At 67.8% G+C, this 19,200-nt stretch carries 16 protein-coding genes and 2 pseudogenes; 8 read left to right on the plus strand and 10 right to left on the minus strand.

Features of this window, described 5'->3' with window-relative positions:
- Positions 1-74: 74 nt before the first annotated feature.
- The gene (locus OKW78_RS11915) at positions 75-1,037 is read left to right on the plus strand and encodes a hypothetical protein (protein WP_281195380.1); all 963 of its coding nucleotides are present in this window, start codon (positions 75-77) and stop codon (positions 1,035-1,037) included.
- A gap of 51 nt (positions 1,038-1,088) precedes the next feature.
- Here the strand turns inward: OKW78_RS11915 and OKW78_RS11920 are convergent, their stop codons facing one another.
- The 5 genes from OKW78_RS11920 to OKW78_RS11940 all read right to left on the minus strand — a co-directional run bounded on the left by OKW78_RS11920 (position 1,089) and on the right by OKW78_RS11940 (position 7,937).
- A complete protein-coding gene (locus tag OKW78_RS11920) occupies positions 1,089-1,565 on the minus strand; it encodes a hypothetical protein (RefSeq protein WP_281195381.1) in 477 nt (158 codons plus the stop codon).
- Between the two features lie 4 nt (positions 1,566-1,569).
- A complete protein-coding gene (locus OKW78_RS11925; RefSeq protein ID WP_281195382.1) occupies positions 1,570-3,447 on the minus strand; it encodes a CocE/NonD family hydrolase in 1,878 nt (625 codons plus the stop codon).
- Positions 3,448-3,528: 81 nt separating this feature from the next.
- Positions 3,529-5,193, minus strand: a complete 1,665-nt coding sequence (locus OKW78_RS11930) for an amidohydrolase (RefSeq protein WP_281195383.1) — start codon at positions 5,191-5,193, stop codon at positions 3,529-3,531.
- Positions 5,194-5,293: 100 nt separating this feature from the next.
- Positions 5,294-6,772 carry a CoA-acylating methylmalonate-semialdehyde dehydrogenase gene (locus tag OKW78_RS11935; RefSeq protein ID WP_281195384.1) on the minus strand — a complete coding sequence of 493 codons (1,479 nt, stop codon included), beginning with the start codon at positions 6,770-6,772 and terminating at the stop codon, positions 5,294-5,296.
- A gap of 76 nt (positions 6,773-6,848) precedes the next feature.
- Positions 6,849-7,937, minus strand: a complete 1,089-nt coding sequence (locus OKW78_RS11940) for a putative sulfate/molybdate transporter (RefSeq protein ID WP_281195385.1) — start codon at positions 7,935-7,937, stop codon at positions 6,849-6,851.
- Positions 7,938-8,123: 186 nt separating this feature from the next.
- On the opposite strand from OKW78_RS11940, the pseudogene OKW78_RS11945 reads away from it, so the two are divergent.
- Positions 8,124-8,287, plus strand: a pseudogene (locus OKW78_RS11945) (low molecular weight phosphatase family protein); the annotation flags it as partial.
- Between the two features lie 39 nt (positions 8,288-8,326).
- Here the strand turns inward: OKW78_RS11945 and OKW78_RS11950 are convergent.
- Together OKW78_RS11950 and OKW78_RS16925 are read right to left on the minus strand one after the other, a co-directional pair.
- On the minus strand, positions 8,327-9,670 hold the full coding sequence (locus OKW78_RS11950; RefSeq protein WP_281195386.1) for an MFS transporter: 1,344 nt from the start codon (positions 9,668-9,670) through the stop codon (positions 8,327-8,329).
- A 135-nt stretch (positions 9,671-9,805) separates the two neighbouring features.
- Positions 9,806-11,176 carry a chromate transporter gene (locus tag OKW78_RS16925; RefSeq protein WP_281195387.1) on the minus strand — a complete coding sequence of 457 codons (1,371 nt, stop codon included), beginning with the start codon at positions 11,174-11,176 and terminating at the stop codon, positions 9,806-9,808.
- 167 nt (positions 11,177-11,343) lie between these two features.
- Between OKW78_RS16925 and OKW78_RS11960 the strand changes: the two genes are divergently transcribed.
- From OKW78_RS11960 to OKW78_RS11985, 6 genes and pseudogenes are all read left to right on the plus strand, one after another.
- Entirely contained in the window at positions 11,344-11,964 is a 621-nt protein-coding gene (locus OKW78_RS11960; RefSeq protein ID WP_281195388.1) for a hypothetical protein, read from the plus strand.
- Complete coding sequence (locus OKW78_RS11965; RefSeq protein ID WP_281195389.1) at positions 11,961-12,443, plus strand: DUF892 family protein; 483 nt, start codon at positions 11,961-11,963, stop codon at positions 12,441-12,443. Before OKW78_RS11960 ends, OKW78_RS11965 begins: the two co-directional genes overlap by 4 nt.
- Positions 12,444-12,813: 370 nt before the next feature.
- Positions 12,814-13,089 (plus strand): annotated as a pseudogene (locus OKW78_RS11970) (ubiquitin-like small modifier protein 1); the annotation flags it as partial.
- Between the two features lie 3 nt (positions 13,090-13,092).
- On the plus strand, positions 13,093-13,431 hold the full coding sequence (locus tag OKW78_RS11975) for a hypothetical protein (RefSeq protein ID WP_281195522.1): 339 nt from the start codon (positions 13,093-13,095) through the stop codon (positions 13,429-13,431).
- The gene (locus OKW78_RS11980) at positions 13,431-13,844 is read left to right on the plus strand and encodes a hypothetical protein (RefSeq protein ID WP_281195390.1); all 414 of its coding nucleotides are present in this window, start codon (positions 13,431-13,433) and stop codon (positions 13,842-13,844) included. Before OKW78_RS11975 ends, OKW78_RS11980 begins: the two co-directional genes overlap by 1 nt.
- Before the next feature lie 49 nt (positions 13,845-13,893).
- Positions 13,894-14,622: a fumarylacetoacetate hydrolase family protein gene (locus tag OKW78_RS11985; protein ID WP_281195391.1), complete on the plus strand. Its 729-nt coding sequence runs from the start codon at positions 13,894-13,896 to the stop codon at positions 14,620-14,622.
- Positions 14,623-14,676: 54 nt separating this feature from the next.
- Here OKW78_RS11985 and OKW78_RS11990 read toward each other — a convergent pair whose 3' ends face one another.
- The 3 genes from OKW78_RS11990 to OKW78_RS12000 form a co-directional block, all read right to left on the minus strand.
- Positions 14,677-15,867, minus strand: a complete 1,191-nt coding sequence (locus tag OKW78_RS11990; RefSeq protein ID WP_281195392.1) for a DUF418 domain-containing protein — start codon at positions 15,865-15,867, stop codon at positions 14,677-14,679.
- Between the two features lie 73 nt (positions 15,868-15,940).
- Positions 15,941-17,005, minus strand: coding sequence for a Gfo/Idh/MocA family protein (locus tag OKW78_RS11995; protein WP_281195393.1), 1,065 nt, complete (start codon positions 17,003-17,005; stop codon positions 15,941-15,943).
- A gap of 54 nt (positions 17,006-17,059) precedes the next feature.
- Entirely contained in the window at positions 17,060-18,949 is a 1,890-nt protein-coding gene (locus tag OKW78_RS12000; RefSeq protein WP_281195394.1) for a DEAD/DEAH box helicase, read from the minus strand.
- Between the last annotated feature and the right edge of the window lie 251 nt (positions 18,950-19,200).

A 19,200-nucleotide genomic window follows, 5' to 3' on the forward strand; every position in this document is an offset into this window, starting at 1 on the left:
CCGGGACGCGATCCGATGTATGGCGCGTGACACCTGGCAAAACGGTTTTGAATGTGCGATGTGTTAACGAAATTATGAGCGTCAATCGGGGCGGCGACGTCGCCTTCCGGATCCCGAGCGAGCCCGCCCTGGAACCCGAGTGCACGAGCCTCTCGTGTGAGCTGTCGGCGGCGGCGACCGAGCCCGGCGTCGTCATGGCCGTCGCGCTCGCGGGACTGCTCGCGCTCCTCACCTTCGCGTACGTCCGCGACGCGGAGACGGTCTGCCGTCGCGAGCGCCGCCGCGTCATGGACGAACACGACGCGTTCGAGGAGTTCGCCGACCGCGTCGCCGCGCTCGATCCGTGTCCCGCGGAGGCGACGGAACCGTCCGCGTCCGCCGCCACCCAAACGGTCGGGACGCGTCGGGGAGCCGGGCAACGCGCGGTCGGGGATATACGCCTCAGACGCGTCCTCGACACGTACCGGGACACCGTGATGTCGCTACCTCACTACACCGAGGAGTACGACGAGAGCGTCGCCGAGAGCCTCGCGGCGGAGTTGGGTCCGGACACGACCGTGTCTCTGGCGTCGAACGGGACGCTCTCGCCGGGGTTACAGTCCGCACTCGTCGACCGGAGCCGTCGGGCGGCGGCCGCGAGACGGTCGCTCGGGGACGCGATCGGCGTCGAACTCGACGCGCTCGACGACGCCGACGCGACCCTCTCGGGGATCGACCGGCGCCGGAGACGGTTGGACCAGCATCTCGAGGGGATCCCGCAGGGGAGACGAGCCGACGCCTCGATCGACGTCTGGGAGCGGCTCGGCGACCTCGAGACGGAGTGTGACGACCTCGCCGACGACCGACAGTCGACCCTTCGGAACCCGCCGATGTCCCCGGAACGCGTCGCCGGCGGCGTCGAGGCCGGCTTCTACGAGTACCTCTACGAGCCGATGGACGGGCCCGACCACCCGGTGTTGGCGTCGGTCGCGACGCTCGTCGACCGGATCCGCGAGGACCGCGACCGCGTCGCTCGCCGGATCGCGGACGGCGTCTGAGTTCCGCGTGTTCGACAGCACCAGCGCGACGACCGACGAACCGACCGTGGGTCACTTCCGGAGGCGGTCGAGCACCGCTCGCCGGAGCCGCTCGATGGCTCCCGCGTCGGAATCGCTCTCGGACGGTTCCCGTTCGCCGAGCTCCCACTCGGCCTTTCCGGCCGCCTCGCGCACCGTGCGGAACTCCCAACCGACCGTCTCGGCGAGCCGGCGGTCCTCCGGGGAGGTCCCGACGAACACGTGCCGGGGCGTGTCGGTCGCCTCCCGGACGTCGGCCAGCGTGCCCCACTTGTCCCAGTCCCTGAGCGCGTAGTCGTTCTCGAGGCCGTGTCGATCGAGGAACGCCTCGACGGCGTCCGTGTCGTTGGCGACGATCCCGACGTGCGCGCTCCACCGGCGCGCGTCCGCGAACGCGGCGGCGGGGTCGGCGAGCTCTCGGGCGGCCGAGAGCGTGAAGACGAGCGTCATCCCCCCATCGGGGCCGTCGTCGTCGCCTCGGCCGGCGGCGTTTCCGTCGTCTGCGGACATGGTTCTATCCGGACCGGATCGGCAGCTCCACGTGCGTCGGGCGGTCGGCGTCGTGATGGATCGTGTTCGTCGCGGTCTCGTACTCCCGGTCGCCGTAGAGGTCGCCGCCCGTGTTGTGGTTGACGTCGTATCGCGGGTAGTTCGACGATGAGACGTCGAGTCGGATCCGGTGGCCCGGCTTGAACAGGTTCGCCGTCGGGTACAGCTCCAGTTCGAACTCGTACACCTCGCCGGGATCGAGGAGGTCCGGCTCCGTGCGGTAGTTCCGGTAGCGACCCCGACAGATCGAGTCGGTGAGGTTGAGCGCGAAGCCGGAAGGGAACTCCTCGCTCGCCGGATGCTCGTCGATCAGTTTCGCGGTGAAGTCGGTGTCGAGGGCGTCGGTCGAGGCGTGGATCCGAACGCGGATCGGGCCCGCGATCTCGACGGCCTCCTCCAGCGGCGGCGTCCGGAAGACGAGGACGTCGTTCCGCTCCTCCAACGGCCCGTAGGGCGGGTCGGCTCCGAAGGTGTCCGGGCGGGTTCGCTGGTCGTAGCCGCCGCGGCCGGTGATGCTCAGAGTCGGCCGATCCGCGAGCGGGAGGTCCTCGATCCGCTCCTCGCGCGGCTCGAAGGTATAGTACGACGAACAGTTCCCGCCGAGGGTGGGGACCGGGTCCCGCGGGTCGAACTCGTAGGTCGTCGAGGAGTCGGCGTCGTCGGGCGGATCGGTCGCGAGACTGCCGTCGCCGTGCGCGTAGTACGCGGTGAAGTCGGTGTCCGGGAGCGGCCAGTCGGTTCCCTCCTTCCACTCGCCCCCGTGACGGAGTCGCCCGTCCCCGGTCGCGGAGCCGTCGCCGGATCCCATCCGGAAGTACTGGACTCGTGGCTCGTCCCAGGTGTCCCGTCCCTTGAGGTAGTGATCGAAGAACCGCAGCTTCGTCTCGAGGCAGTCGCGAGTCATCGCGTCGCCGAAGGCGGTCTCGCCCGAGTACGGCTTGGTCCACGTCGACTGCCCGCCGTGGGTCCACGCGCCCATGAGCAGGAAGTGGTCGCTCTCCTTCCGGTCCGCGAGCCCCTCGAAGTTGTCGCAGGTCGCCTTCGCGTAGGAGTCGTACCACGAGCCGGCGTAGACGGTCGGCACGTCGGCGCTCTCGTCGTAGTGCGCCTCGAAGTTGATGCTGGGGTCCGTCCAGAACTCGTCGTCGCCGGGGGTCCGCGCGAAGTCGAGGACGTACTTCTCGTAGTTCGGGAGGTGTGAGAGCGGCGACTGGCCGGGAAGTACCGGCTCGTTCGCGAGCATGTCGCGCGTGTCGACCTCGGCGATCCGTCGCCGGAGGTCCTCGTCGGCGAGGACGCGCTTCGCGAACCCGCCGCCGATAGTCAACGACCACGTGAGCCACCGCAGTTCGAAGGCCCCGTGGTGTCGCAGCGTCGCCTTCCACGCGTTCGCCGCCCCCTGGTTGACGAACATCGCCGCCAGCCCCGACGGTCGTTGCGTCGCAAGCGCGTTCTGGACCCACGCCATGTAGGAGATGCCCATCGTCCCGACCTGGCCGTCACAGTACGGCCGATCGGCCAGCCACTCGACCGTGTCGGCGCCGTCCTCCGCTTCGTTGGCGAGGAGGTAGAACTCGCCGTCGCTCGCGTACCGGCCGCGGACGTCCTGGAGGGCGACGACGTACCCGCGCTCGGCGTACCAGTTCCCCGCCTGCTCGACGCGCTCGCGGGCGCGCTTGTTGTAGGGCGTCCGGACGAGCAGCGCCGGCTTCGGCTCCTCGATCGGCTCCCCCGTCTCCGGGTCCGTCGGGCGATACACGTCGGTCGCGAGCGCGGTCCCGTCACGGACCTCCACCTGGACGTCGTGACGGACCGTGACCCCGTAATCGGGCAGTGATACCATACGTCACGCTTTCCGACCGGGATCATAAAACTGCGGGTCGGCTCCGCCGATTTCCGCGAGGGCTCTCCGAGCGTTCCCCTCTCAGTACACGTGGCCCCGTTCGGCGTCGTAGACGACCTCGCCGTCGACGACGGTGTACTCCACGTCGAGGTCGCTGATCGCGGCGGGGTCGACCGCCCGTGGGTCCGCCGAGAGGACGGTCACGTCCGCGAGCTTCCCGGGCTCGAGCGTCCCCTTCTCGTCCTCGTTGAACCCGAGGTAGGCGGCGTCGGGACCGTACAGACGGAGCGCGTCCTCGATCGCGACCCGCTGGTCCGGCCCGACGACGTCGCCGGTCACCGTCTCGCGGGTGACGGCGGTCCGCAGCCCGACGCGGGGGTCGCCCGTCGCCACGGGCCAGTCGCCGTTGCCGGCCGTCGGAATCCCGTGTTCTTGGAGGGCGGCCACGGCGTACGTCCAGTCCATCCGCTCGTCGCCCCAGTACACCCAGTTGCGCGAGACGTCGGCCCCGAGGAAGCTGATCGACGAGGAGACGCACACCCCGAGGTCCGCCATACGTTCGAGGTGCTCCGGGCGGGTCAACCCGGCGTGTTCGATCCGGAAGCGGTGGTCCTCGTCGGGGTCGAGCACGGCCTCGTAGGCGTCGAGGATGTGGTCCATGGCGAGGTCGCCCTGGCCGTGGACGCAGACCCGGAGCCCCGCCTCGGCGGCACGTTCGACCCGGTCGGCGAAGTACTCGGGGTCGATGTGGAGGACGCCGTCGTACTGCGGGGAGTCCTCGGGCACCGGCTCGCCCTCGTAGGGGTCCCGCATGGCGGCGGTCCGGCCGGTGAACGCCCCGTCCATGAAGTACTTGACGCCGACGACGAACAGCCGGTCGCTCCCGAAGCCGGGCCGAACGCCCGTCTCCGCGAGCCGGGAGAGCAGGTCGATCCCCTCCTCGCCGAGGTCCTCGCCGGCGTCCCCCTGGATCATCGTCCCCAGCCGGAGCGGCAGGTCACCCTCGCGTTCGAGCTCCTGGTAGATCCGGAGATCCCCGGGCGTCGTCTTGGCCTCGTGGACGGTCGTGATCCCCCACTCGAGCAGGCGGTCTATCGCCCGCTCGACGTTCGCGCGGCGGTCCTCGTCGGTCTCGTCGGGGATCGCCTCGTGGAGGGGGATCTCGGCCTCCTCGCTCACCAGTCCCGACGGCCGGCCGTCCGCGTCGCGCTCGATGGTCGCCGGCGGTTCGGGGTCGGGCGTGTCGCGGTCGATGTCCGCGCGATCGAGCGCCGCGGAGTTGTAGATGCTCCCGGTGTGGCCGCCGACGCTGTTGACCTGGACCGGGTTGTCGGGCGCGACCTCGTCGATGTCCCACCGGTCGATGTGGCGGCCCTCGGCCTCCCAGACCAGCCCGAGGTTGTACCCCGAACAGAGGATCCACTCGCCGTCGGGCGTCCCTTCGGCCCGATCGCGGATTCGCCCTTGAACGTCGGCGACCGACTCGTTCGGCGGCGACCGGCAGTTCACGTGGACCATCCGGGCGCCGCCCATCGGCACGTGGAGGTGCGTGTCGATGAACCCCGGGAGCGCCGCCCGTCCCTCGAGGTCGACGACCGTCGTCTCGGGCCCGACGTCGTCGAGTACCTCGTCCGTCGACCCGACGGTCGCGATCCGCCCGGCGCGCGACGAGAGCGCCTCGGCCTCCCGACCGTCGGCGTCGAGCGTCAGTACGGTACCGTCGATCAGCGCGATGTCCGCGATCATATTTATTCCTCTATTCAATTGGTGAAAAGTGTTTGTGCGACCGAGACACCGTCGAACGGTCGCGATCGGTCCGCCGGTTCGGGCACCCGAGCGATCCCGCTCAGGCGTCCGGCCACCGCTCGATGTACACCGTCTCGTCGGTGTAGAAGTGGATCATGTCCTGACCCTGGGCGTGGAGGTCGCCGAAGAACGAGTCCTTCCGGCCGCCGAAGTGGAAGAACGCCATCGGCGCGGCGGTCCCGGCGTTCACGCCGACGTTCCCCACGTCGGCCTCGTGGCGGAACTTCCGGGCGTCGCCCCCGCTGGCCGTGAAGAGGCTCGCCGCGTTGCCGAAGTCGCTCCGGTTTACCACGTCGATCGCCTCGTCCATGTCCGCGACGCTCATCAGCCCCAGGACGGGACCGAATATCTCCTCTTTGACGATCTGCATCGCCGGGTCGACGTCGCCGAACACGGTCGGCCCGAGGAAGTTGCCGTCCTCGTAGCCCTCGACCGCGACGTCGCGGCCGTCCAAGAGCAGGTCCGCTCCCTCGTCGATCCCGCTCGCGATCAGCTCGCGGACGCGCTCCTCGTGGTCGGGCGTGATCAGCGCACCGATGTCGGTGTCGTCGTCGAGACCGTAGCCGACGGTTCGGGACTCCGCCTCCGCCAGGACGCGGTCGACGAACTCGTCGTAGACGTCCGCCTCGACGACGACGACGTCGTTCGCGAGACAGCGCTCGCCGCCGCACGCGAACGCCGAGGAGACGGTCTTCTTCGCGGCGAAGTCGAGATCGGCGGTCTCGGTGACGACGACGTGATTCTTCGCGCCGCCCTGCGCCTGGGCACGCTTCCCGTTCGCGGCGGCGCGCTCGTAGACGTGTCTCGCGACGGGCGTGCTGCCGACGAACGAGACGCCCTCGATCCCGTCGTGGTCGAGGATCGCGTTCACCGTGTCGGCGCTCCCGTGGACGAGCTGGACGACCCCGTCGGGAAAGCCCGCCTCGTCGATCAGTTCGAAGAGTCGTTCGGCGACGACGGGGTCACGCTCGCTGGGTTTGAGAACGAACGCGTTCCCGGTCGCGACCGCGTACGGGAGGAACCACAGCGGGATCATTCCGGGGAAGTTGAACGGGGTGATCGCCGCGAATACGCCGAGCGGCTTGCGGACCGCGGTCTCGTCGATGTCCGGCGCGGCGTTCGGCAGGTGGCCCGCCTGCATCATCGAGGGAATGCCGCAGGCGACCTCGACGTTCTCGATGCCGCGGCGAAGCTCGCCACGGGCCTCCGCGAGCGTCTTGCCGTGTTCGCGGACCAACACCTCCGCGAGCTCGTCTTGGTGCTCCTCGAGGAGTCGCTTGAGCTCGAAGAGCGGCTGGATGCGGGCCTCGACGGGCGTTCGCGACCACTCGCCGAACGCGTCCCGTCCCGCCCGGACGGCCGCGTCGACGTCCTCCTCGGCGCTGAATCCGACGCGCGTGAGCGTCTCTCCGGTTCCCGGATCGACCACGTCCTGCCCGTCGGTTCCGGTCGACGCCCGCCAGGAGCCGTCGATGTAGTTCCGCACGTCCCCCCACGGTGGTGTGGTATCGAGTGCCATCTCTCGGGCGACGATTCTCGCCCCTTCGGTAAGTCCTTTCGGAGGGATCCTCCGCCGGTCGTGTCACCGAGCGTGCCTACGATCCGTGTTCAAAGAGAAGGTATCCAAGGGCACCCGCCACGAACGCAACGCCGATATTGGTTACCACACCGAGCAACCCGATCCCGATCGTGAGCGGCAGGTGATCCGTGTCGAGGCCCGCTCGTCCGAGCTCGATGGCGATCAGCCCGAGGACGACGCCGAGCATCGGCAGGGGGAACGCCGACACGATACCGACCGCCAGTACGGCGGCGACCGCGTAGATCGCGCCGAGAATGACGTTCGATCCGGCGGTTCGCGCACCGAAGGCGTACTTTCCGGCGACACCCCCGCTCCCGTGGCACATCGGCATCGCTCCGAGCGGAACGGCGAACAGATTCATCACGCCCATGCTCGTGGAGAGCTCGTCGGCGGAGACGTCCGCGTCGTAGTAGTCCGAGAGCAGTAACGAGGTGGCGACGGCGGCGTTGCCCACCGTCATGGCGAGCTGCGCGACAGTCCCTTCGAGCGCCGCCACGGAGACGGACGAAGGATCCGGAAGAGCCACCGTAAACGCGGGAAGCTGCGGCGTCGGGACGCCGACCTGAGTGACGGTAAAGACGACGCCGACGCAGAGAACGACGAGGGCACTCGCCTTCCGGTACCCCGCGAGGATCACGACCGACGCGACGCCCATCGAGACGAGTGCGAGCGTCACCCCGTCGAGACTCAATCGAATGCCGGTTTCGAGAAGGATGAGCCCGACTCCGAGTTGAACGCCTCGGATCACCGGTTGGCCCACGTACCGCTCGATCCGACCGAGCGTTCCGGTGGACCCGACGGCGAGAAGCACGACGCCGGCGAGGAGCCCCGCGACCGCGAGTTCACTCGCCGTGAGCGCGCCCGCGATCACGAGCGCCGCGAGCGCTTTCATCGGCTCGACGGAGATGGGAAGCCCGTAGTGGAGCCCCCAGACGATCTGGAACGCCGCGAACCCGAGAAGGAGACGTGTCAGCGAGAGCTCCGTGAGGGCGGCAATAGCGACCACCACCGGAAACACCGTAACCGAATCACCCATCGCTCCGGTGAACTCATCAATGGAAAACTCAACCGAATTCCCGTCCCAATACTCGGTTGAAAACGCCACTATGCCAGGGAAAAACGTCGAGAGGCATTAACCTGTTCAGAAACCAGATCCAGCTGTTCCCCGGAGATGCGTGCCCTATTTCGGTTACCAAGGCTCCGTGAGTGGAAACGACGTGACTGACTCGTCTCCGCTTTTCGACGCCGAAGCGTTCGACGACCCGTCCGTGTCCGCCCTGGAGTTGGTGGTGTCATGGCGATGGGTCGTTCCGCGTCGGACGTCTTCCTGCCACGTGGGGCGGTGAGAACCGCGACTGGGCGCTGGACGGCCCCGACAGCAGGCCGAGCGCGGAGGTACGCGAGATCCGCGAGGAGATCGAAGATCGGGTCACGGCCCTGTTCGATGAAGTCCTTAAACGCGAGTCGTCGGGGATACCTCCCCCCGACCTGCGTTCACGCGTACGCCTCGAACTCCTTCCCGAAGGCGAGGAAGTAGCCGGTTCCGAGGACGCCGATGGCGGCGGCGATCGTGAACGCCACTTCGGGGCTGACGAAGTCCCAGAGGTAGCCGCCGATGGCGGCACTCGGGATGACGATGGTGTTCCTGAGCAGGTAGTAGGTCCCGGTGACGCGGCCACCTGCTCCCCGTTCGGCCGGGCCAACGATGAGCGCCTTGTGCGATGGGAGTCCGGCGAACCGAAGTCCGGAAAACGCGAACACGATGATTAGAGCAGCCGGGTTCGCCGGCGTGTTGATCAGAATGACGGGAAAAACCCCGTAGACGAAGAACCCGAGTGCGACGACCGGTTTGAGACCGACGCGCTCGGCGAACTTCGCGGCCGGCGCCATGCTGAGCAAGGCGATGAGCATCTCTACACCGAGTAGATAGCCGAAGAAGGCCGCTGGCGAGAGGTCGAGAGCGTATGACAAACTCCCGACCGAGACGGTCGTTTCCAGCCCCACACTGAGGAACCGGGTGACCACGAGGACGAAGAAAACGTACACCATTCCGTTGGCAAAGCGGACCAACGTGTCGGCGACGAGTAGTGGGCGGAGTTCTTCCGGCATGTCGCGCAGGTCCTGCCGGATCTGTGCGAACCCCTCGAAGGAACCGCCGATCGAATCGGCGTCGACCTCGTACAGGAAGTGTTGGACGACGGTCCCGACGATCCCGAACACGACGGCGATCGCGAGGACGTACCGAAAGCTCACGGTGAACTCTGGATGAAGGTCGATGAGCACGGCTGCGAGAACGGGACCGATGAGGAACGCAGTACGCCGGAACGTCTCCGTACTGGCGAAGCCCGCTGCAAGTCGTGACGGATCGGTGGCCTGCTTCACGACTGCGAAGGTCGCGCCGAGACCGAACGACTTCCACGCCTGAGCGAGGACCAGTCCGACGAAGACCCAGATCCATGGCTCGATCGACATGCCGGCGATCTGAACGATCCCGACGTTCGGAGCGAACAGCCAAACTGCGAAGCCGAGCGTCGAGACGAACCCGAACACGGTAAGCGCGTAGCGAGACCCGATTCTATCGGAGACCGCGCCGCCGGGATAGGGGTAGATCGCCGAGATGACGTTGCCGAACGTTCCGAACAGACCGACCACGAAACTGCTCGCCCCGAGCGCAACCATGTATTCGGGGAGGAATCGACTCGTCATCTGGAATCCCAGACTGAACGCGAACATGGCCAGCGACAGCACCAGGACGTCCTGTTGAAGTGCGAAGAACTGGCGAAACGTGTCTAGCGGGCTCGTATCCTGTGTCTCGACGGTGACTTGCTCTTTTGTCATCGGTGTGTCGTCAGCAGAGACTCGTTCGGCCGTTCGGTCCGATCACGTCGGTTCTCGACCCGCTGTTCGACTCGCCCGAGTTGGCTTCGGATGACGTGTGAGCCCTCGTCATACGGTGATACCCTCGCGATCGTGTCACAGTACGATGAAGTACCATGCGATTCCGACGGCGCCGCCACCGAAGATGAGGTAGACCGCGTCGATCCCCCGCTGGAAGAGCCCGAACGTGACTGCCGCGAGCGCCACGGTCAGCGGATCGACGACGCCGTCGACGACGAACGACTCACGGGCGAGCGTGACGGTGGCACCGAGGATCGCTCCCACGACTGCTGCATTAACTCCCTTCAGTGCCGTCTGGACGACGTCGTTCTCCCGAACCCTCGCGAAGTAGGGGAAAAAGCCCATGATGAAAACGAACGACGGGCCGAAGGCGCCGATGGTGGCGACGAGTGCCCCGAGGACGGCGATTCCGACGAACCCGCCGGAGACGTCAAGCAGCAGTTTGTACCCGACGAACGCGGTCGTCATCACGACCGGGCCGGGGGAGAGTTGTCCGATTGCGACGCCGTCGACGAACTCGCGGGCCGTCATCCACCCGAAGTCGGTGACGACGTACTTCTCGATGAAGGGGATCAACACGAGGCCGCCGCCGTAGATGAACGACCCGGTGTACACCATGAACGCGAACAGCTGGACCCACGGGTTCGACCACAGCAGGAGGAGGACGCCCCATATCGGCGACGACTCGAGTGCGCCCCTCGCGCCCGGGCCGAGGAGGTCGAGGACGCGATCACGGACGGTGTACAGCGCTGCGAGGACCACGCCGAGAAGTCCCCAAAGGCTCACCGCGCGGAGGTTCTCGCGGACCCACGTCGACCGGTAGATCATCACCGCCACGACGCCGGCGACGACGAACGCGACCACGGGGTTCGGGTTCACGACCACGGTCGCGATGACGGTCGCGACCAACAGCACGGCCAAGAGGTAGTCGATCTCCCACGTCTCGGAGCCCAGCTCGAACTCGAGATCGGTGCGACCCTCCGCGAGCGCGGAGTGGCCCATCGACCACGCCGCGCCGACGATGAGCCCGATCACCACCGGATTGATGCCGTAGAAGAACGCCTCGACGGAAGGAACGGCCTGATAGGCGAAGTATATCCACGAGAACAGCACGACGAGCAGGAACGTCGGAAGCATGAACGCGCCGCCAGCTACGAGCGCGCCGAGGTTCCCGCCGCGCACCCATCCCATGAAGATTCCGAGTTGCGTGGACGCCGGTCCGGGAAGCGTGTTACAGATGGCGAGTCCCTCCATGAACGTCTGCTGGTCCGTCCACCCCTCGTCGCCCACGAGGTCGTCCTCCATCATCGCGATGTGGACGAGCGGGCCGCCGAACCCGACGATCCCGATGTAGATGAAGTAGCGCGCGATCTCGACGAGGTTCGTCCGCGTCGGCTCGCCACTATAGGACGTGGCGGCCTCGCTGGCCGATTCCGTGTCCGTCACCTTTCACCGCCTCCAGCACGTACCTCGCTGTGAGGGAACTCGATGACGACCGTCCGTACGCGCATGTCCGTGCGTTCGCACCAAGTGGTAAATAGATTTCTATGGGTGGTAAAGTATTTCCCACTACATGGCGGAGTGATGTTCATGAAGGATCGAGGTATCGTCGCATGAACAGCCGGAAGAACGCGATGCTCACCACCGAGGACCGACGATGGCTGACCGGATCGAAGGCGTACGAGGGCGAACACGCCAAACAGCAGCGCTACCAGCGACGCCGCGACATCCGTGACCGGATCTATAACTCGCTACTCGACTTCTCGATCGTGTTCGAGCACCTCGAGGAAGCCGAACGGGAGAAGCTGTTCCGCGAGGACGAGGGCGGTATCTCCGCTGATCCCGAACTGGATCAGGGGGTCCGCGACGGTCTCGCGTTTCTCCTCTATAGCACCGGGATCACCGCATCGATGGACCGCGAGGGCGGCGTCGAAACGGACGCTCGGCGGCTCCTCCGGGACGCCGTGCGCGAGGCCGGCCGAGTCGACGACTACGTCGTTGAGGACGTCTCGCTGGACGTGCAGGCCCGGCCAGCGACGAGGTCGCAACTGCAACGGAAGCTCGTCGACGGTGAAGAGCTATCCATGTCCGAACTCGCGATCTTACTCGAGTCCGAGTCGATCGATACGGACGAGATCCAGGCGCACATGCGCACGATGATAACGGAACAGGGAGACGACGCCGGTAGTTCGTCGAGCGAAATCGAAGCGACCCATACGGAGAAGCAAGAATGACGATCGAAACGAAAGAGGACATGTTCATCCGGGAGTTGCGGAAGTTGTACCACGCCGAACTGGAGATCCTCGATCTTCACCGCGACCTCGCCGCCGCCGCCGCGAGTCCGGCGGTCGTGGACCTGTTTTCCGGCCACCGCGAGGACACGACCGAGCAGATAAACCGCATCGAGGAGATGTTCGAGACGATCGGCGCCGAACCTGCCGCCCGCGGCAGTCCGATCATGGAGGGATTGGTGGCCGAGAAGGACGAGTTCGTCAGCGAAGTCACGAGCGAGGAGTTACGCGATCTCGACGTAATCGGTGTCGGGACGATCAACGAGCGGATCGAGATCACGCTGTTGGACCGGCTGATCTTGCTGGCAAATGATCTCGGCCTCCCGGAAGAACTGATCGCATCGCTCGAAGACAATCGGTCGGAGGCACGGGCAGCGCTGTCGGAGATGCAGTCGATCCTCGACCGGAAACGGTCTGCGTAGAATCGTCGATGGCCGAAACCGATTCGATACTTGAAACCGGTCTCGGAGAAGGTGCGGCATCGAAAAAGCCCGTCCGGATTCACCGCCACTGGAAAACCACTAGCTCGTAGCAGGACGTATCACGAACGACTTATTGTCGTCAGCGAGTATCCCCATCCGTGGTGGCAGTGACGATTCAGTTACCCCCACTGAGCCCCTTGTGACGACGGGTTTCCACCGAGCCACCACATCCACTTCCCGACGAGCCGCGCACGTCCCTCGTCGACGGATCGGTTCGCGTGGACCGACGCACGGCCGTCCACGCCGGATCGTCCCCACAGGTACCACCGGTGTCGCCCGTTTTTAAGCCGCCACGTCCCGATCGGTGGGTATGGAACTGGAGTTGCGGTTCTTCGCGACGTTTCGGGAGGCCGCCGGCGGCAAGACCGTCGTCCGCGAGTTCGAGGACGGCTCCGACGTCGGCGACGTACTCCGCGCGCTGGAAGCGGAGTACGAGGGGATGGACGGCCGGCTGATCGTCGACGGCGACCTCGCCCCCCAGATCAACGTGCTGAAGAACGGTCGCGAGGTGTTACACCTCCAGGGGCTCGACACCGAACTCGCCGACGGCGACCGGCTCTCCGTCTTCCCGCCCGTCGCCGGCGGGACGATCGAGGGTGACGCCGCCGACGAAGAAGCGGAGGTTCCGCCGGAGCCGACGACCGAGCCCGGATGGGTCCGCCGCGAGGTCGCGTATCGGGGGATCTCCCGGCGGCTCGCGGCCCACTACCTCGAGAACCTCGGCGGCGAACTCGTCGACACCGACGACCCCGCGGCGGCGACGCGCGTGGACGGCGAGGGCTGGCGCGCGACGCTCGACGCGGCGAAAGTGACCGCGGCGGCGTCGATCACGCTCACGGAGGTGACCGTCTCGTTCGCGGGCGAGGAGTCGGTTCTGGACGAGTTGCTCCCGAAGTTCGAACGAAAGGCGATGCGGGCCGGCGGCTGATGGGTGCGGATTCCGCCGGGAACGGTACCGGGAGCGGCGACGGGGGCCACCCGATCGACGGGACGGCGCTCCTGAAGGCCGCGGCGCTCGCGAGCGTCCCCGCCGATCGACTCCCGACGCTCCTCGCGCGCGTCCAGACCGATCTCGGGTCGCAGCTTGACGACTACCGGCGGCGCTACGAGCGGATCGAGGCGGCCCCCGACCGCGAGACGTTCCTCGTCGAGCCCGACCACTGGGACGGGATCGGCGCGCGTCTGGGCCTGTCGTCCCGCGAGCGCGACGCGGTCGCCCGCACACACGAGACCGCGGTCGAGCGGTGGGGGTCGACGACGGACCGACGCGCGGAGTTCGAGGCCGCCCTCGAGATCCGGTCGGCGGTCGTGATCGGGACCGGGAACGCGGAGGAGGAATGAGCCCTCCCCCACCGACGGACCTTTCTCGCCCGCGCGAGGACGGATCGGCATGCGACTCGCTCGTCTGCTGACGCCCGAGGGCCCGGTTGCCGGTCGATACGACGACGGAACCGTCATCGCCGAGGACGGTCGATACGAGGTCGGCCGCGACGGCCGGCTTCTCCCGCCGTGTGAACCCAGCGCGCTCTACTGCGTCGGTCGGAACTACGCGGAGACGCTCGATCAGATGGAGTACGAGCGACCCGAGGAACCGGACTTCTTCATCAAGCCGCCGACGAGTCTCCTCGCACACGGTCGGTCGGTTCGCTACCCCGAGTGGACCGACGAGCTGACCTACGCCGGCGAGCTCGTCGCCGTGATCGACGAGCGGTGTCGCGACCTCGAGCCCGAGGACGTGCCCGAGGCCATCCGCGGATACACGGTGATGAACGACCTCGACGGGCTCGACCAGCAGGGGCGGACCGCGCGGAAGGCGTTCGACGGCTCCGCACCGCTCGGTCCCTGGATCGAGACTGACGTCGACCCGACCGCGATCGACGTGACCACCACGGTCGGCGGCGAGCGCCGACAGGACGCGAACACCGAACTCATGCTGTTCGATCCGTACGAGGTCGTCTCGTATCTCTCCCGGCGGTTCACCTTCCGTCCGGGCGACTGTATCGCGTTCGGAAGCCCCGCGAACCCCGGGCTCGTCGAGCCGGGCGAGCGCGTCGAGATAACCTACGAGGGCGTCGGAACGCTCTCGAATCGGGTCGTGGCCGGGTCGAACTCGACGTAGGGGCTCCTCCGATCGCGTCAAACACCTCCGAGCGCGTCAAATCCCTCCGAACGATCACATCGGCTGACGCTCGCCGTAGGTGAGCGTCCGCCAGAGCCACTCGACGGGACCGAACCGGTACCGCCGGAGCCACATCACCGACAGGAGCACCTGTATCGCCCAGAAGGCGACGACCATCCCGAGCGCCTCGACGCGAGGGACGGAGCCGAAGAGCCCGAGCCCGTGGCCGTAGAAGACGGTCGTCGCGACCACCGTCTGGAGCAGGTAGTTGGTGAACGCGGTCCGGCCGACCGCCGCGAACGCCCGCGTGGCCGGGCCCTCCGGCCGCCACCGTGCGTAGAGAGTGACGATCCCGACGTAGCCGCCGGCGACGAGGAGGCTGCCGACGTAGTTGAACTGTCGCCAGAACAGGGCCGCGGCCGCGCTCCAGTCGTTGGCCTCGATGTACCAGACGCCCGCGAGGACGATCCCGACGCCGACGAGGCCGCCCGTGACGAGCCGGCGGTAGAACGCCGAGGAGCGCTCGCCGGTCAACACGCCCCACTTGTACAACGACATCCCGAGCAGGACGGTGCCGCCGACCCGCCAGAACGTCCCGCCGAGGAAGCCGACGGTCTGTCGCTCGAACGCGGTGGGTGCGCGGTGGTCGAACTGGGCGACCCAGCCGCTCCGGTAGGTCTCGACCTCGGCGCGGAGCGCGGACTCGGCGGGTGCCCACTGCCCCGCGATCGCCTCGCCACCGACGGTGAGGCCGGCGAACACCTCCAGCAGGGGCGTGACGAGCAGGAAGACCAGTGCGAGTCCGGCGAGCGCCCGCGGCTCCCAGTCGTACGCGAAGACGAGCGCCAGCCCGCAGAAGCCGTAGGCGACGAGGATGTCCCCGTACCAGAGCAGGTACGCGTGTGCCAGACCGATGGCGATCAGCCAGGCGGTCCGCCGGTAGTGAAGCGGCATGGCGGGCTGGTCCTTCCGCTCCTTGCTCTCGATGAAGAGGACCATTCCCGCCCCGAACAGCGCCGAGAAGAGGGTGATGAACTTCTGTTCGGCGAGGACGTGGCCGACGAGCCACGCCCAGTAGTTCGCCCCGGTGAAGTCGCCGAAGACGGTGGGATTGAGAAGCGTCGTCTCGGGCATCGAGAAGACCCGAACGTTGATCACGAGAATGCCGAGGACGGCCACGCCGCGGAGCGCGTCGAGGCTGACGATGCGTTCGGAGGGCGGCGTCGGTCCGGGCGAGTCGCTCACGATACGCGGGTCCACGGACTACAGCGACGAATAGGTTCGTGATCCGGTCGGAAGCCGGCCTTCCGCGCCGCGTTCAATCGAGTCGGACCGCGCGGCCGGTCTCGGAGGACCGGTAGATGGCGTCGATCACGCGTTGAACGGCCAGCCCCTCCTCGACCGTGTTGATAGCGGGGGGTTCGTCCGCCGCGACGGCCTCGAGGAAGACGTCCTGTTCGGCCCCGTGGCTGTTGTCGTCGCGGGTCTCCACTTCGGTGTCCGAGAGGTGGTGTCCGCCGCCGACGCTCGCCTCGTGGAGCGTGAGTTCGTCCCGGCCGCGGTCGAACGTCGCGCCCGCCTCGCTGCCTCGGATCACGAACTCGTCCGTCGTCGGTCGGTTCGTCGCCCACGCGACCTCCAGTGAGACGGTGCTACCGTCGGCTCCCCGAACGAACGCCGAGGCGGAGTCGTCGACGTCGAACCCCTCGGGTCCCTCGTCTTCCCCCCACGTGTCGATGTACGCGTAGTCGTCGCGACCGCCGAACTCCGAGCGCGTCTCGCCGGTGACCTCGACGATCTCGGGGTGGTCGAGGAAGTACAGCGCCAGGTCGATGGCGTGGACGCCGATGTCGATGAGCGCGCCGCCGCCGGCGACCGCCTTCGAGGTGAACCAGGAGCCGCGACCCGGCACGCCCCGACGCCGGACGTAGTTCGCCTCGACGTGTTTCGTCTCGCCGAAGCGCCCCTCGTCCTGGTAGTGTTTGATCACCTGTACCGGCCTCCGGAACCGGTTGTTGAACCCGACCATACAGAACCCCTCCGCGTTGGCCGCCGCCTCGGCGATGCGCTCCGCGCTCTCGAGGGTGTGTGCGAGCGGCTTCTCCAGGAGCACGTCGAGGCCGGCCTCCAGCGCCCCCGTCGCGTACTCCTCGTGGAACCGGTTCGGCGTGGTGATCAGGACGGCCTCGCAGTCGTCGTAGAGGTCCTCCGGGTCCTCGTAGGCGTGAACCCCGAACTCCTCGTGGAAGCGGCGTCGGGCGTCCGCGTCGATGTCCATCCCGCCGACGAGGTTCGCGTCCCGGTCGAGGAACTGTCTCGCGTGGTGGGTGCCGATCCCGCCGAGGCCGACGATCCCGACGGCGACGTCGTTGGCGCTGGTCATGTCTCGAGATTCACAACGGGTGTTGTTAAGATTCACGCTCCATCGAGAAACGGGTCATTCCGCGACGTTCGTCTCCCGAACCCGGACGCCCTTGCGTGCGAGGTGGCGCATCTGTCGCTGGGCGAACTCCTCCTCGCTCGTCCCGCGGGTCGCGAGCACGTACACGAGCGCCGAGCCCGCGGGGCGCATCGTCCGTCCCGCGCGCTGTGAGCCCTGCCGACGGGAGCCGCCGAGACCGCTCGCGACGACCGCGAGCTCCGCGTTCGGCAGGTCGATCCCCTCGTCGCCGACCCGGGAGACGACGAGCGTGTCGAGGTCGCTCTCCTCGTCTCGGAACCGCCGAAACAGCTCCGCGCGCTCGTGATGGGGAGTCTCCCCGCTGATGAAGGGCGCGTCGATGGCCTCGGCGATCGCCTCGCCGTGGTCGAGGTACTCGATGAACACGAGCGCCTTCCTGTCGCGGTGGGCCGCGAGCAGGTAGCGGACCTCCTCGACCTTCGCCGGGTTCTCCGCCGCGAGCCGCCGACGCTCCCGGCCGTCCGCGCTGGCGTACTCGTTCCGGGCCAGCTCCTCGCGCCAGGGGACGTACCGGATCTCGACTTCCGGCTCCTGGACGAACCCCGCCTCGAACAGCGCGTCCCAGTCGGCCCCGATCGGCCCGCCGATCAGGGTGTAGATCTCCTCCTCGCTGCCCGTCTCGCGGACCGGCGTCGCCGAGAGGCCGAGCCGGTGTTTGCTCTGGAGCTCGGCGGTCCGGGAGTACACCGGCGCGGTGACGTGGTGCGCCTCGTCGAAGCAGATCAGTCCCCACTCCCTCGAGTCGAACAGACCCCGGTGTCGGTCCATCCCCGCGATCTGGTAGGTCGCGATCGTGACCGGTCGGATCTCCTTTTCGCCGCCGTGGTACAGCCCCACGTCGGCGGGGTCGACCGTCGAGTGAGCGAGGAGCTCCTCACGCCACTGTCCGGCGAGCTCGCGGGACGGGACCAGGATCAGGGTCTCGCCGCCCACGGCCGCGATCGTCGCGATGGCGGCGACCGTCTTGCCCGACCCCGGCGGCCCGACGTACACCCCCGACCGCGACTCGAGGAACGTCTCGACCCACGTCTCCTGGTAGTTCCGGAGATCGGTCGTGAGGTCGACGTCGACCGGGTCGCCCGTCTCGAGGTCGCGGTCGTCCTCGACCGGGTAGCCCGCGTCGTACAGCGCGCGCTTGACGCTCGCGACGGCGTCCTCGTTCACCCACGCCTCCGTCTCGGAGATCGGCGCGCGGAGCTGGCCGTCCTCGAGATGGTTCTCGGCGACGTTGCCCATCAGGCTCTCGTTGGCGGCCTCCAGGACGACGTAGCCGTCCTCGTGGGTGTACAATCTAAAGCGGTGCGCGCGCCGCCACTGGTCGCGGATCCACTCCTCGAGGTGCTCGAACCGACGCGGAAGGACGGACCGCAGGCTCGCGATCAGCGCGTCGGCGTCCTCGAACGGCGCGGCCCACACGTCCTCCTGGCGGATCCGGTAGAGGTACCCCCGCGTGCCGGGGTCGGTGCCGGTCGTGTCGACGAGGTACGCGAACTGCGAGAGCCGCGCCCGGGTGAACTGCGTCGGCCGGTCGACGACGATCTCCCGGCGGCTCGGGAAGGCGACCACGCGCTCGCGGGACGCCAGCGCGCCCCAGTCGCTCGGGTAGAAGACGACGGGGTCGCTCTCGACGTCGAGGCGGTCCACGTCGCCGCGCTCGACGAGGTCGGCAAGGGCGTCGCGGGCGGCGGCCTGCGTCGTCCCCAGCCGGCGCGCGACCTCGCTGGCAGTTGCGATCGGGCGTTTTTGAGCCTCGAGCGCCTCGTGAAAGCGGTCGATCGGGATCTCGACAGAAGCCGTATCAGCGTCGTCGCTGGCGGCCGTGTCGGAGTCGTTGCCGGCGGCGGGATCGCCGGTGTCGTCGGTCATCACTCCCGGTTCGGCCGCGACGCGGAAATGGGTAGCGTCCGCGGGCGATCAGGAGGACGGTATTGCGGTAAACACGTCCAAAGCCTTAGCCACGAGGCGCTCCGCGCCTCTGGCAGTCGGCGACAGCACCGTCGGCGACTGCCCCTTCCAGTCCACCCGCCCCGCACCTCACGCCTCCCCAGCCTCGTCGGGGCGCCCCCCCCCCCCCCCCCGCCCCCCCCCCCCCCCCCCCCCCCCCCCCCCCCCCCCCC

This window comes from Halorubrum sp. F4 (assembly GCF_027257195.1).
Classification (GTDB): Archaea; Halobacteriota; Halobacteria; order Halobacteriales; family Haloferacaceae; genus Halorubrum.

Bases quoted from the DNA above. Each gene is read 5' to 3' on its own strand.
- OKW78_RS11980 (WP_281195390.1), top strand. From the start codon at position 13,431: ATGGGTGCGGATTCCGCCGGGAACGGTACCGGGAGCGGCGACGGGGGC.
- OKW78_RS11935 (WP_281195384.1), bottom strand. From the start codon at position 6,772: ATGGCACTCGATACCACACCACCGTGGGGGGACGTGCGGAACTACATC.
- OKW78_RS11925 (WP_281195382.1), bottom strand. From the start codon at position 3,447: ATGGTATCACTGCCCGATTACGGGGTCACGGTCCGTCACGACGTCCAG.
- OKW78_RS11960 (WP_281195388.1), top strand. From the start codon at position 11,344: ATGAACAGCCGGAAGAACGCGATGCTCACCACCGAGGACCGACGATGG.
- OKW78_RS11930 (WP_281195383.1), bottom strand. From the start codon at position 5,193: ATGATCGCGGACATCGCGCTGATCGACGGTACCGTACTGACGCTCGAC.
- OKW78_RS11965 (WP_281195389.1), top strand. From the start codon at position 11,961: ATGACGATCGAAACGAAAGAGGACATGTTCATCCGGGAGTTGCGGAAG.
- OKW78_RS11920 (WP_281195381.1), bottom strand. From the start codon at position 1,565: ATGTCCGCAGACGACGGAAACGCCGCCGGCCGAGGCGACGACGACGGC.
- OKW78_RS11995 (WP_281195393.1), bottom strand. From the start codon at position 17,005: ATGACCAGCGCCAACGACGTCGCCGTCGGGATCGTCGGCCTCGGCGGG.
- OKW78_RS11985 (WP_281195391.1), top strand. From the start codon at position 13,894: ATGCGACTCGCTCGTCTGCTGACGCCCGAGGGCCCGGTTGCCGGTCGA.
- OKW78_RS12000 (WP_281195394.1), bottom strand. From the start codon at position 18,949: ATGACCGACGACACCGGCGATCCCGCCGCCGGCAACGACTCCGACACG.
- OKW78_RS11915 (WP_281195380.1), top strand. From the start codon at position 75: ATGAGCGTCAATCGGGGCGGCGACGTCGCCTTCCGGATCCCGAGCGAG.
- OKW78_RS11950 (WP_281195386.1), bottom strand. From the start codon at position 9,670: ATGACAAAAGAGCAAGTCACCGTCGAGACACAGGATACGAGCCCGCTA.